This is a genomic window from Novosphingobium meiothermophilum, assembly GCF_003171715.1.
Lineage (GTDB): Bacteria > Pseudomonadota > Alphaproteobacteria > Sphingomonadales > Sphingomonadaceae > Novosphingobium > Novosphingobium meiothermophilum.
In genome coordinates this window covers 261,468-274,531 of record NZ_QGHL01000008.1, presented here as the reverse complement: position 1 = coordinate 274,531, position 13,064 = coordinate 261,468, and the positions used below count along the sequence as shown (strand labels likewise).

Annotated in this window: 9 protein-coding genes; 8 read left to right on the top strand and 1 reads right to left on the bottom strand. The window is 65.3% G+C overall.

The window, feature by feature from the left end; translation table 11 throughout:
- Positions 1-9 precede the first annotated feature (9 nt).
- The 5 genes from DKM43_RS09830 (at position 10) to DKM43_RS09810 (ending at position 7,725) form a co-directional block, all read left to right on the top strand.
- Positions 10-1,809 (top strand): aminopeptidase P family protein, encoded by a 1,800-nt coding sequence (locus tag DKM43_RS09830; protein ID WP_109798474.1) that lies wholly within the window; start codon positions 10-12, stop codon positions 1,807-1,809.
- Positions 1,810-2,040: 231 nt separating this feature from the next.
- The gene (locus DKM43_RS09825) at positions 2,041-2,664 is read left to right on the top strand and encodes an EF-hand domain-containing protein (RefSeq protein ID WP_109798309.1); all 624 of its coding nucleotides are present in this window, start codon (positions 2,041-2,043) and stop codon (positions 2,662-2,664) included.
- A 5-nt stretch (positions 2,665-2,669) separates the two neighbouring features.
- Positions 2,670-3,416: a response regulator gene (locus DKM43_RS09820; RefSeq protein ID WP_109798308.1), complete on the top strand. Its 747-nt coding sequence runs from the start codon at positions 2,670-2,672 to the stop codon at positions 3,414-3,416.
- A gap of 5 nt (positions 3,417-3,421) precedes the next feature.
- Positions 3,422-4,852, top strand: a complete 1,431-nt coding sequence (locus tag DKM43_RS09815) for a sensor histidine kinase (protein ID WP_236632495.1) — start codon at positions 3,422-3,424, stop codon at positions 4,850-4,852.
- 161 nt (positions 4,853-5,013) lie between these two features.
- Positions 5,014-7,725 carry a M1 family metallopeptidase gene (locus DKM43_RS09810; RefSeq protein ID WP_109798307.1) on the top strand — a complete coding sequence of 904 codons (2,712 nt, stop codon included), beginning with the start codon at positions 5,014-5,016 and terminating at the stop codon, positions 7,723-7,725.
- 41 nt (positions 7,726-7,766) lie between these two features.
- On the opposite strand, the gene DKM43_RS09805 is transcribed toward DKM43_RS09810, so the two are convergent.
- Positions 7,767-9,341 carry a helicase HerA-like domain-containing protein gene (locus tag DKM43_RS09805; RefSeq protein ID WP_109798306.1) on the bottom strand — a complete coding sequence of 525 codons (1,575 nt, stop codon included), beginning with the start codon at positions 9,339-9,341 and terminating at the stop codon, positions 7,767-7,769.
- Positions 9,342-9,445: 104 nt separating this feature from the next.
- Between DKM43_RS09805 and pabB the strand changes: the two genes are divergently transcribed.
- Genes pabB through DKM43_RS09790 form a run of 3 tightly spaced genes read left to right on the top strand, consistent with a single transcriptional unit; the run spans position 9,446 to position 13,064 of the window.
- Positions 9,446-11,233 (top strand): aminodeoxychorismate synthase component I, encoded by a 1,788-nt coding sequence (gene pabB, locus DKM43_RS09800; RefSeq protein WP_109798305.1) that lies wholly within the window; start codon positions 9,446-9,448, stop codon positions 11,231-11,233.
- Positions 11,230-12,405, top strand: a complete 1,176-nt coding sequence (locus DKM43_RS09795) for a pyridoxal phosphate-dependent aminotransferase (protein WP_109798304.1) — start codon at positions 11,230-11,232, stop codon at positions 12,403-12,405. The genes pabB and DKM43_RS09795 overlap by 4 nt, the downstream gene beginning before the upstream one ends.
- Entirely contained in the window at positions 12,402-13,064 is a 663-nt protein-coding gene (locus DKM43_RS09790) for an RluA family pseudouridine synthase (RefSeq protein WP_109798303.1), read from the top strand. The genes DKM43_RS09795 and DKM43_RS09790 overlap by 4 nt, the downstream gene beginning before the upstream one ends.

Below are 13,064 nucleotides of genomic sequence, written 5' to 3'. Positions count from 1 at the left end.
CCCATGCTGATGCAAACCCATGAAGCCCGCCTCGATGCCCTGCGCAAGCAACTGGCGAAAGATGGCCTCGACGGCTTCGTGATCCCGATTTCCGACGAACACATGAGCGAATACGTGGGCGCCTATGCCCAAAGGCTGGAATGGCTGACAGGCTTTGGCGGTTCGGCGGGGACTGCCGTGGTCCTGGCCGAAAAGGCCGCGATCTTCGTGGACGGACGCTATACCCTGCAAGTGCGCGATCAGGTGGACGGGCGGCTCTGGAGCTACGAATCCGTGCCCCAGACCAGCGTGGCGGCATGGCTTGCACAACATGCGCCCGGCGGCGCGCGGATCGGCTATGACGCGTGGCTGCACACGCGCGGCTGGGCACAGGCCGTGGCAAGCGCGCTTGAGGCGCGGCAGGCCACGCTCGTGGCGGTCGCGGCCAATCCCGTCGATGCGGTATGGACCGACCGGCCAGCCCCCTCGCCCGCACCGGCAGTGCCCCATGCCAGCGAACATGCCGGCATGTCGGCAAACGAAAAGCGCGCCGCCGTGGCTGAATGGCTCATCGCGCGCGGCCTTGATGCCGCGGTCATCACCGCGCTCGATTCGGTGGCATGGCTGCTCAACATCCGCGGGACCGATGTGGAGCGAACGCCGGTGGCGCTGTCCTATGTCATTGCCAATGCCGATGGCACGGCCGACCTGTTCATCGCGCCGGAAAAGGTCACGCCGGAACTTCGGGCCCATCTTGGCAATGCCGTGCGCATCCACCCGCGCGACCGCTTCGTGGCCGGGCTGGAGACGCTGAAGGGGCAAAGGGTGGCGGTCGATCCCGAAAGGGCCGTGGCCGCAATCTTCCTTGCGCTTGAAAGCGCAGGCGCGCGGATCGTGACCGAAACCGATCCGGTTGTCCTGCCCAAGGCGATCAAGAATCCTGTGGAGCAGGCCGGACACCGCGCCGCACAGACGCGCGATGGCGCGGCGATTGCCCGCTTCCTGCACTGGGTGGAAACCGAGGCTCCCGGTGGCGGCGTGACCGAGCTTTCCGCGGCCGAGCGCCTTCATGCCTTTCGCGCCGAAACCGGGCTGCTCAAGGACTTGTCGTTCGATACGATTTCGGGCGCAGGGCCGAATGGCGCGGTGGTGCATTACCGGGTCAGCGAGGAAACGAACCGCACGCTTGAGCCGAACAGCGTCTATCTTGTCGATTCGGGCGGGCAGTATCTGGATGGCACCACCGACATCACCCGCACCGTGTGGATCGGCCCGGATGCGCCGCCCGCCGAGTTGAAGGACCGCTTCACCCGCGTGCTCAAGGGCCATATCGCGCTGGCCCGCGCGGTCTTTCCAAGGGGCACCACGGGCAGCCAGCTTGACAGTTTTGCGCGGCAGTTTCTCTGGGCGGCAGGACTGGATTATGCCCATGGCACCGGGCACGGGGTGGGCAGCTTCCTTGCCGTCCATGAAGGCCCGCAGCGTATCGCCAAGGCCAGTGGCGGGCAGGCCGGGACCGGACAGGAACTGCTTGCCGGCATGATCCTTTCCAACGAGCCGGGCTATTACCGGACCGGCGCCTACGGCATCCGGATCGAGAACCTCGTTCTCGTGGAACGGCGCGAGATTCCCGGCGCGGAAGGCGATTTTCTGGGCTTCGAGACGCTCACCTTCGCGCCCATCGCGCGCGATCTGGTGGATGTGGCGCTGCTTTCGGCCGAGGAGCGCGCATGGCTCAATGCCTATCACGCCCGCGTGCGCGAAGTGCTGGCCCCGCAGCTTTCCGGCGCGGATCTGGCCTGGCTTGAGGCGGCCTGCGCGCCTTTGTGAGGCAGCAGGCTTTCACGCGGCTGAACCGGCCCGGACGGATGCGACAAATTGCGACAATAAACCCTGCCTCGCGGCATAGTCGCGCGACAAGACGCGCCTAGAACGGTTTTCAAGGAAGCTGGGGCTGACCGCACGATCTCCCCCTCCCGACAGGCAAGGCACCCCCCTCCCTTGCCGGCGGACGGTCACAGCTTCCTCCCCCGTTCTCCCTCCCTGCCGGAGTGCCATTCGATGAAGACCTTTCACATTGCCTCTGCCGCTGCCGTTCTGGCGACGGCCTCCCTTGCCCTTTATGCCGCATCGCCTGCCATGGCCCAGAAGGCCGATGCCGAGCGCGACCGCACCGTGACATGGGAGCAGGCCAAGGCGCAGGCCGATGCACGCTGGGCCAGGCTTGATGTCAACAAGGACGGCAAGATCGACGAAGCTGACCGCAAGGCCGCCCGCGAGAACCGCATGGAAGAACGCTTTGCCGCGATGGATACCGACCGGAACGGCGCAATCAGCAAGGCCGAGTTCCTTGCCCATCACGAAGGCCGCGCGGAAGGCTGGAAGGGCCACGGCGAAGGCCGCATGATGGGTCATGGCCAGATGGGACCTGACATGATGGGGCCGGGCAAGATGGCGCGCGGGCGCATGGGTGGCCACAGGGGCGGAAATGCCATGCTGGCCATGGCCGATGCCAACAAGGATGGCGCAATCACGCGGGCCGAGTATGATGCCGGCGTGAAGAAGCACTTCGACATGGCCGACGCCAACAAGGACGGCAAGGTGACGCCCGAAGAACGCCGCGCTGCCATGCGCACGATGATGGAAAAGATGGGGGCGGCCCGGCCCGCCCCGGCGGCCAACTGACCCGCATGACCGAAGCACCGATCCGCATTCTGCTCGTCGATGACGAACCGGCGCTGCGCGAGCCTCTGGCGGACTATCTCGTCCGCCAGGGGTTTGTCGTGACTCAGGCCGGAACCGCCGCCGAAGCGCGCAGCCGCCTGCTTGAGGCCGGATGCGATCTGGTTCTCCTGGACATCATGATGCCGGGCGAGGACGGCCTTTCGCTGTGCCGCCATCTGGTGGAGGCAAAGCGGCTCCCCGTGATCTTCATCACCGCGAAGGGCGAGGCGACCGACCGCATCGTCGGCCTTGAGATCGGCGCGGATGACTATGTGGTCAAGCCCTTCGATCCGCGCGAGCTGGTGGCGCGCATCCGATCGGTCCTGAGGCGGGCAACCAAGCAGTCGAGCGAGATTTCCGATGCGGTGATCTACGAGTTCGAAGGCTGGCGGCTCGATCCGCTCAAGCGGCGGCTGACCGATCCCGAAGGCGCCGTGGTGGCGATTTCCTCGGCCGAGTTCCGCCTGCTCATGGCCTTCCTCGACCATCCCCGCATCGTGCTTGATCGCGACCGTCTGCTCGACATGGTGCAGGGCCGCGAAGCCCACCTGTTCGACCGCGCGGTGGACAACCAGATTTCGCGGCTGCGGCGCAAGATCGAAGTGGACAGCCGCAACCCGCAGATGATCCAGACCGTCTGGGGCGGGGGCTACATGCTCGCGGCCGAAGTCAGGAAGCGCCCCGCGCCAGTCGAACCGGTCCGGGAAAGCTGAAGGCCGTGGCCGCTTTCCGCCGCCGCTTCTGGCCGCACAGCCTCCAAGGGCAGATCCTGCTTGCGATTGCGCTGGCGCTGCTGGTGGCGCAGACGATTTCTGCCGTGCTGATCTGGCGCGAGCAGAACCACCGGCTCCAGTCGAAGATGGTCAGTTCGGCTGCCTTCCGTCTGCTTGGCCCCCTTCCCGAAAGTTCGCGCCGCAAGAGCGCAGAGCGGGATCGCGCGAAGGAAAGCCGGGAACGTCAGCCGTTCAGGCTTGATTACAGTAATGAACCGCCGATGCTGGCGGGAGAACCGCGGCTTGCAAGGGTTGAGCATGAGCTTGCCGAAGTGCTTTCCGCGCAAGGGTTCGATGCGCGCGAGGTGATCGTCTTCGCCCGCGATCCGGAAAGGGACGCGCCAAGCGTCGAGTTCATGCAGCGTCACCGGCGCGAACTGGCGGCTGCCTACCGCGAACCCAAGCCGCGCCTTGTCATCGCCTCGGTTCGCCTGCCCACGGGCGAATGGGCATCGACCCGCGTCTTCGTCGACGCGGGAGAAATGCGCATCATGGCCCCGATCATCGGGCAGACCATCGTGCTCTACCTTGTGCTTGTGGGGGCAACCGCGCTGATCCTGCGGCGCGTGGCCCGTCCTTTGCGCGCGCTTACGCAGCGGGTCGAGGATTTTGCCGGCGAGCGCGCGCTGACAGGCCGCAAGGCGCTGGAAGGACAGCTTGAACCCGATGGGCCTGATGACATCCAGCGCCTGATCCTTGCGCACAACGCCATGGAAACGCGCATCGTGACCATGCTTGATGAAAAGGACGTGATGCTGGGCGCGATCGGCCACGATCTCAAGACTCCGCTGGCCGCGCTGCGCGTGCGGATCGAGGCCGTGGAAGACGATGCCGAGCGCGCGCGCATGGCCGCCACGATCGAGGACATCAACCGCTCGCTCGACGACATTCTCTCGCTGGCCAGGGTAGGCCGTCCGACCGATCCGGTGGAGCAGACCGAGCTTTCCGCGCTGGTCGCCGACGTGATCGGCGAGTTCGAGGACATGGGCGATCCGGTGGAGCTGGGCGAAACCGTGCGCATGGTCCTGCCCGCACGCGCCACGTGGATGCGCCGGGCGCTGCGCAATCTGGTTTCCAATGCCCTGCGCTATGGCCAGCGGGCACGCGTTTCGCTGGTGCGTGAAGGCGCCTTTGCGGTGCTGCGGATCGAGGACGATGGCCCCGGCATTCCCGAAAGCGAGATCGCGCGGATGATGGAGCCGTTCACCCGGCTCGACGCCTCGCGCAACAGCGGCACGGGCGGCACCGGACTTGGCCTTACCCTTGCCCGCGCGATTGCGCAGCAGCATGGCGGCACGCTCACCCTTGCCAACCGGCTTGGCGCGGACGGCACGATCTGCGGCCTTGTCGCCACGATCCGCCTGCCACTTGCCTGACGGCCTGCACACCCGCCATGACACTCCCCTGAGTTTCCGTGTCAATCGCCCCTCGTCGAACCGGGTTTGCTGTTGGCAGAAAGGATTGGCGGGGTCTTGAACTGGTTGCTACGGCAACGATCAGCGAAATCTCATCGTTACGTTGTGGAGTCAGAATCGGGATGCGTTCCATTGCACTTGTTTCAGCGCTGGCACTGTCTGTTGCCGCGGTCTCGGCTGGCGCCCATGCGGATCAGGGAACCGTCCGCCCGGTTCCGGCGAACCCTTCTGCCGCCGCTGGCGTCCACACCGATCTGCCACGCGTTGCGCACCCGGTCCACTACAGCATCGAAATCACGCCCGATGCCGCAAACCTCAGCTTCACCGGCCAGTCCTCGGTCGAGATCGAGGTGACGCAGAACACCCCGTTCCTCACGCTTCATGCGGTCGACCTCAAGATCGCCTCGGCCACGCTTACACCCGCAGGTGGCATGGCTGTGCCGGTCACGGTAGAACTGGATGAAAAGAGCCAGACCGCCCGCTTCACTCCCGCCCAGCCGCTCGCGCCGGGTCGCTACCGGCTCGACACGACATATTCGGGCACCATCTACACGCAGGCCAATGGCCTCTTTGCGCTGGATTACCCCGACAAGCTGACCGGCAAGACCGTGCGCGGCCTGTTCACCCAGTTCGAAGCGCCCGATGCCCGCCGTTTCGCGCCGATGTTCGACGAGCCGATCTACAAGGCCACCTTCGATCTGGCGGCCGTGGTCCCGGCAGAAAAGATGGCCGTGAGCAACATGCCGGTGAAGTCAGAGCAGGATCTCGGCAAGGGCCTGAAGCGCGTGACCTTCGGCACCAGTCCGAAGATGTCCTCCTACCTCCTGTTCTTCGCGCTCGGCGATTTCGAGCGCATGGCCAAGGATGCCGCGCCCGGCGTTCAGGTCGGCATCGTCAGCCCGAAGGGAAGCGGCGAACAGGCGCGTTTCGCGCTTGATGAACTGGCCAAGCTGATCCCCTACTTCTCGGAATATTTCGGCCAGCCCTATCCCCTGCCCAAGCTCGACAACGTGGCCGCGCCCGGCCAGTCGCAGTTCTTTTCCGCCATGGAAAACTGGGGCGCAATCCTGACGTTCGAGCGCATCCTGCTCAACGATCCGGCCATAACCAGCGCCGCTGCGCGCCAGAACATCGCCACGGTTCAGGCACACGAAGTGGCGCACCAGTGGTTCGGCAATCTCGTCACGATGGCGTGGTGGGAAGACCTCTGGCTGAACGAAGGTTTCGCAAGCTGGATGGAAACCAAGGCTTCCGACCATTTTCACCCCGACTGGTTCCCCCTGCTGGGCCGGGTCAACGGGCGCGATTCGGCAATGAACCTCGATGGTTTCAAGACCACGCATCCCATCGTGCAGGAAATCCGCACTGTGGATGAAACCAATCAGGCCTTCGATGCGATCACCTACCAGAAGGGCGAAGCAGTGATCTCGATGCTCGAAGCCTTTGCGGGTGAGACCGTGTGGCGCGACGGCCTGCGCGCCTACATGCGCGACCACAAGTTCGGCAACACCGTATCGCGCGATCTGTGGCAGGCGGTGGAAAAGGCTGGCGCCCCCGGCCTTACCGCCATCGCCACCGATTTCACCACCAAGCCCGGCATCCCGCTGGTCAGGGTGGCGGACATGACCTGCAAGAAGGGCATGGCCACGCTCACTCTTGAACAGGGCGAGTTCAGCATCGACCGCAAGGACGAAGTGGCCGCAAAGCCCCAGCAATGGAAGGTGCCGCTGCTGGTTTCGGCCAATGGCGGCCAGCCCGTGCGCACCATCCTTGATGGCGGACAGAACGGCGCGCGCACGACCGTGAGCATCAAGGGCTGCGGCCCGCTCATCATCAATGCGGGCCAGCTTGGCTATTATCGTTCGCTCTACACGCCCAGGATGCTGGCCGCGCTGAAAGCGGCGATGCCCAACCTTGCACCGGTCGACCAGATGGGCCTCGTGTCTGATAATCTGGCGCTTTCCACCAGCGGATATCAGCCTTTTGCCCCGGCCTTCGACCTGATGGCCGCCATACCGGGCAACGCCAATCCCGTGGTGCTGGGCAGCGTGTTTGGCGATTTCCTCGGCGCGTGGCGTGCGCTGGAGAAGGATCCTGTCGCACAGCAGAAACTGGCGGCGCGGATTGCGGCGACTTACAAGCCCCGGCTTGAGGCGCTTGGCTTTGAACCGAAGGACGGCGAAAGCCTGCCCGACGCTGATCTGCGCGCCACGCTGATTGCCGGGTTCGGGACGATGGGCGATGCGCAGGTCGTGGCCGAAGCGCGCCGCCGCTTTGCGCAGCTTGCCACCAATCCCAAGGCCATGGACGGCCCGCTCAAGACCACGTGGCTGAACATTGTCGCACGCAATGCCACCCGCGCAGAGTGGGACGCGATCCGCAAGATGGCGGCAGCATCCAACAGCGCGGTGGAACGCCAGTTCCTCTACACCCTGCTGGGGCGCCCGGCCGATGCCTCGCTGGCGGCAGCCGCGCGCGAACTGGCTCTGGGCGATGAACCGGGCAAGACCACGAGCGCCGCGATCATCTCGGCTTCGGCGGCGCTCCACCCCGATGCCACCTTCGATTTTGCCTTGGCCAACCGGGCGCGGATCGAAGCGCTGGTCGACGCACAGAGCCGCGTGACCTTCATCGCCGGACTGGGCGGTCAATCAACCGATCCGGCCATGCTGGACAAGCTGGCCGCATTCAAGACGACGATCCCCGCCGATGCGGCACGCCCGGTGGACCGGGTGATCGGGAACCTCACCGAAAAGGCGCGCACCCGCCCGCTTTTCGTGAAGGGGCTTGCAGACTGGCTCGGCACGTCAGGTTCCGGCCGCAAGGCAAAGTGAGCACGGGTCCGTTCTTCCCCACCCCGGCAGGGAGGAACGGATCACCGCAGCAGGCCGCCCAGCACCCCGCGCGCAAAGCGGCCCAGCGCCTCGCCGCCGATCGATGTGGCGATCGTGCCGACCACGGCGGTAATGCCCGATGCCACGGGCGCGGCGCGGGTCTTCTTGCCGGTTATCTGGGCGGCAACCACGGCGCCGGCTGACGAAGCGACCGCCCCTGCCGCCGCCTTTCCGGCCTTTTCCCACATCGATGCGGTGCGGCGCGGGGCGGCGCGCTGCTTCTCTTCGCCTTCCTGCTCAAGCTGCTGTGCCGCCGCTGCCGCATCGGCCGCCTTCTGCGCCAGCACTTCGGCTGCGGATTCGCGGTTGATCGCGGTATCGTATTTCCCGTCGAACGGGCTGACCGACTGGATGATGGCGCGCTCCTTCGGGGTCAGCGGTCCCAGCCGCGAGCGCGGCGGAGCAATCAGCGTGCGCTGCACGATCGAAGGCGAACCATCATCGTTCAGGGTCGAGACAAGGGCCTCGCCCACTTTCAGTTCGGTGATGACCGTGGCGACGTTGAGATCAGGGTTGATGCGGAAGGTTTCCGCCGCAGCCTTGATCGCGCGCTGATCGCGCGGGGTGAAGGCGCGCAGCGCGTGCTGCACCCGGTTGCCAAGCTGGCCCGCGATCTTTTCGGGAATGTCGATCGGGTTCTGCGAGATGAAATAGACGCCCACGCCCTTTGAGCGGATCAGGCGGACCACTTGCTCCACCTTGTCCATCAGGGCGGGCGGGGCATCATCGAACAGGAGGTGCGCCTCATCGAAGAAGAACACGAGGCAGGGCTTTTCCGGATCGCCCACTTCGGGCAGCGCCTCGAACAGTTCCGAAAGCAGCCACAGCAGGAAGGTGGCGTAAAGCTTGGGGCTTTGCATCAGCTTTTCAGCAGCCAGCACGTTGACGATGCCGCGCCCCTGATCGTCCACTTTCAGGAAATCGTTGATCTCGAACGCAGGTTCGCCAAAGAACCGGTCTGCTCCCTGGCTTTCGAAGGCAAGGAGCTGGCGCTGGATCGTGCCGACGCTGGCCTTCGAGATATTGCCGTAGCGCGTGGCAAGCTGGCTGGCGTTCTCGGCACAGGCCACCAGCACGGATTGCAGATCGGGCAGGTCGATCAGCAGCAGGCCGTTATCATCGGCATAGCGGAAGGCAATGTTGAGCACGCCTTCCTGCGTGTCGTTCAACCCCATCAGCCGCGCCAGCAGCAGCGGCCCCATTTCCGAAATCGTGGTGCGGATGGGGTGGCCGTTCTCTCCGTAAAGGTCCCAGAACACCGCGGGATTGTCGGCATAGGCATAATCGGTGATGCCCAGTTCCTTGGCGCGCGATTCAAGGCTGGCGGCATGCTTGAAAGTGGGGCTGCCGGGCATGGCTATGCCCGCAAGATCGCCTTTCACATCGGCCATGAACACGGGCACACCGCGCGCCGAAAACTGTTCGGCAATGGTCTGGAGCGTCACGGTCTTGCCGGTGCCGGTGGCCCCCGCGATCAGGCCGTGGCGGTTCGCCCGGCGCAGGCGCAGCACCTGCCGCTCTCCATTCGATGCAAGGCCAAGGTAGATATCGTCCATGCGCAAGTCCCCGGTAACTTTGCTTATGGTTAGGCTGCACAGACCGTGGTTGCGAGGGGTTTTTGCATCCGGTCCGGCAAACGGCTAGAGGCGCTGCCACGACCATGCCACGCGCCCCGTTCATCCTTCTCGACGATGCCCGCACCCACGGGGCAAGCGATGCGCGCCTCTATGCCGATGCGCTTGAGATCGTCGTTGCCCGCCGCGCCGAAGAGGTAACCCCGGCGCTTGAACGCATTGCCGAAAATCCGGGGCACTGGGCAGGCTATCTTGCCTATGAAGCGGGGCTTGCGCTGGAGCCGCGCCTTGCCCCGCTGGCCGCCGGACGCACTGGCGCCGCCGGGCCGCTGGTGTGGTTTGCCCGCTTTGCAGAAGTTCGAAAGATGACCGGCGACGCGGTGGAGCGCTGGCTGGCCGACGAAGCTCAAGGCCCTGGCAGGCTTGGCCCGATGGGCGCGGCGATCTCGTGCGGGGGTTATGCCCGCGCCTTCGCGCTGGTGCAGGAAGCCATCCGCGCAGGCGACATCTATCAGGCCAATCTCACCTTCCCGCTGTCGGGAACATGGGACGGTGATCCGCTGGCGATCTACGCCGATGTCCGGCGCGATTCGCGTGCCGGGTATGGCGGGGTTATCTGGGACGGTTCGCACTGGCACCTCTCGTTCTCGCCCGAACTGTTCTTCAAGCTGGCAGACGGCGAGGCGCGGGTGCGGCCGATGAAGGGCACCGCTCCGCGCGGCAGCACGCCTGAAGAGGACGCGCGCTTCAAGGCCGGCCTTGCCGCCAGCACCAAGGACCGCGCGGAAAACCTGATGATCGTCGATCTGATGCGCAACGATCTGGCGCGCGTCTCAACGCCCGGTTCGGTCAAGGTCGAGGCGCCCTTTGCCATCGAGACATACCCCACCGTCCACCAGATGGTGACGACCGTGCGCGCCAGGCTGGCTCCCGGCGAGGATGTGCGAAGCCTTCTGCGGGCGATCTTTCCCTGCGGGTCGATCACCGGCGCACCCAAGATCCGCGCAATGGAAATCATCCATCAGGCCGAACGCGATGCGCGCGGCCTTTATTGCGGTTCGATCGGGCGGATTGACCCCTCTGGCGATGCCGCGTTCAATGTGGCAATCCGCACGGTGCGTCTTTCGTGCGATGTTCCGGGCGGAAACAGCGGCCGTGCGGTCATGGGAGTAGGATCGGCGGTAGTTGCCGATTCCGCCATGATCGGCGAATGGCGCGAATGCGTGGTGAAGGGGAACTTCTTGCGACTGTCTGCGGGGCATGCCGATCTGATCGAAACAATGGCCTTCGATCCGGCCAGGGGAATAGACCTGCTCGAACTTCATCTCGAACGCATGAAGGCGAGCGCGCAGGCCCTTGGCTTCAGCTTCGATCGCCATGCCCTGCGCAATGCCATCCATGCGCTGTGCTTCGATCTCGATGCTCCCGCGAAAGTGCGGCTGGTCGTCTCCAAAAGCGGTGCCCACGCGCTCGATGCCGGACCGATGCCGGCACCGGTTGAAAGCTTCACCTGCGCCATTCTGCCCCTGCCCGTTTCCGATGGTGACTGGCGGCTGCGCCACAAGACCAGCGACCGCGGCTTCTATGACGCAGGGCTTGCCGCAGCAAAGCGCGCCGGGGCCAACGAGGCGCTGTTCCTGCGCGATGACGGCCTTCTCACCGAAGGCACGTTCACCAACATCTTCGTCGAACGCGATGGTTTGCTGCTGACGCCGCGCGCCGATCTTGGCCTGCTGCCCGGCGTGCTGCGGCGCTCGCTCCTTGATGCCGGGCGCGCCGTTGAAGCAGACCTTGCGCCCGATGATCTGGCAGGCGGCTTTCTGGTGGGCAATGCACTGCGCGGCCTGATCCCGGCACGGCTGCTGGGCGCATGACCGTGGCCCGCCTGTCGCAGGCACTGGCGCGCATTGCGCCTTCGCGCACCACCGCCATTACCGACCGGGCAATGCAGCTTCGCGCCGAAGGGCGCGATGTGATCTCGCTTTCGGTCGGCGAACCTGATTTCGCCACCCCCGCCCATGTCGTTCAGGCCGCAAAGAACGCGCTGGATGCGGGCGACACGAAATATACGGCCGTTGCCGGAACCCAGGCCCTGCGCGAAGCGGCCGCCCTTCATTTCCGGCGCGATCTGGGCATCGCGGTGCCGCCGTCACAGGTCATCGTCAGTGCAGGCGGCAAGCAGGCCATTTTCCATGCGCTGCTGGCAACCCTCGATCCCGGCGATGACGTGCTGATCCCCAGCCCGTGGTGGGTCAGCTATCCGGAAATCGTGCGCTTTGCAGGCGCCAGCGTGGTGGACCTGCCCACCGATGCTGCCGGAGGTTTCCGCATCACCGCCGACCAGCTTGCCGCCGCCATCACCCCGCAGGCGCGCTGGCTGCTGCTCAACAGCCCCGGCAACCCCACCGGGGCGACCTATCCGGCACAGGAACTGCGCGCGCTGGGCGAGGTGCTGCGCCGCCATCCGCGCGTGCTGGTAATGAGCGATGATATCTATGCACCGCTGCGCTATGGTGCGGGCGATCACGCCACGCTGGCGGTGGAATGCCCGGACCTTGCGGACCGCATCCTCACCGTATCCGGCGTATCCAAGAGCCACGCGATGACCGGCTTTCGCATCGGGGTTTCCGCCGGGCCGGAATGGCTCATCGGCGCCATGGGGCGGCTGCAATCGCACTCTTCGGGCAATCCGGCATCGATCAGCCAGGCGGCCGCTGTTGCCGCCTTCACCGGGCCGCAGGATTTCCTGATCGAATGGCGCGAGCGTTTCCGAGCGCGGCGCGATATGGTCTGCAAGGCGATCAATGCCATTCCCGGCCTTTCCACGCCCGTTCCCGATGGCGCGTTCTACTGCATGGTCAATGCCGCACCGCTGATGGAGCGGTTCGGGGGTGACGAAGCATTGTGCCTGCACCTGCTGGAAAACGGGGTGGCGGTTGTCCCGGCCTCGGCCTTCGGCGGAAGGGACGGTTTTCGCATCAGCTTTGCTGCAGACGATGAAAAACTTGAAGAAGCACTGCGGCGCATCGCAAAGGCCGTGGCGTGACCGATTTTTCCATCCTGTTCGAAGACGGCGAAGCTCTGGTGATCGACAAGCCTGCGGGCCTGCCGCTCGACCGGCCGCGCGCAGGTGGCGACAGTCTGGAAAACCACCTCGATGGCCTGCGCTTCGGCTTCCAGCGCGAGCCCTTCCCCGTCCACCGGCTTGACCGCGACACTTCCGGCTGCCTGCTGCTGGCGCGCAATCCCAAGGCATTGAAGCGCTTTGCCGCCGCGTTCGAGGCGCGCGAGGTGAGGAAAGTCTATCTCGGCATCGTGGCCGGAGACGTTGCGGGCGAGGCTGGCACGATCGACCTTGCGCTGACCAAGATCAGCTCTGCCGAAAAGGGCTGGCGCATGATCCCGGCACGCAAGGGCAAACCCGCGATCACGCGCTGGAAGGTGCTGGCACGGAAGGATGGCCTGACGCTGGTGGAGTTCCGGCCCGAAACCGGGCGCACCCACCAGATCCGCGTCCATGCGCTGGCAGGGCTTGGCCACGCCCTTGTCGGCGATCCGGTCTATGGGGATGGCAAGGGAGCATGGCGCACGATGCTCCACGCCAGCGAACTCACCGTTCCACGCCCCGGCAAGGAACCGATTGACGCTTTTTCGCCCTTGCCGGTGGATTTTGCGGCTTTCGGATTCGATCTTCCCGGCGCCTGA

Excerpts from the sequence above, each read along its gene's own strand:
- DKM43_RS09830 (WP_109798474.1), top strand. The coding sequence starts at position 10 with ATGCAAACCCATGAAGCCCGCCTCGATGCCCTGCGCAAGCAACTGGCG.
- DKM43_RS09825 (WP_109798309.1), top strand. The coding sequence starts at position 2,041 with ATGAAGACCTTTCACATTGCCTCTGCCGCTGCCGTTCTGGCGACGGCC.
- DKM43_RS09820 (WP_109798308.1), top strand. The coding sequence starts at position 2,670 with ATGACCGAAGCACCGATCCGCATTCTGCTCGTCGATGACGAACCGGCG.
- DKM43_RS09810 (WP_109798307.1), top strand. The coding sequence starts at position 5,014 with ATGCGTTCCATTGCACTTGTTTCAGCGCTGGCACTGTCTGTTGCCGCG.
- DKM43_RS09805 (WP_109798306.1), bottom strand. The coding sequence starts at position 9,341 with ATGGACGATATCTACCTTGGCCTTGCATCGAATGGAGAGCGGCAGGTG.
- pabB (WP_109798305.1), top strand. The coding sequence starts at position 9,446 with ATGCCACGCGCCCCGTTCATCCTTCTCGACGATGCCCGCACCCACGGG.
- DKM43_RS09795 (WP_109798304.1), top strand. The coding sequence starts at position 11,230 with ATGACCGTGGCCCGCCTGTCGCAGGCACTGGCGCGCATTGCGCCTTCG.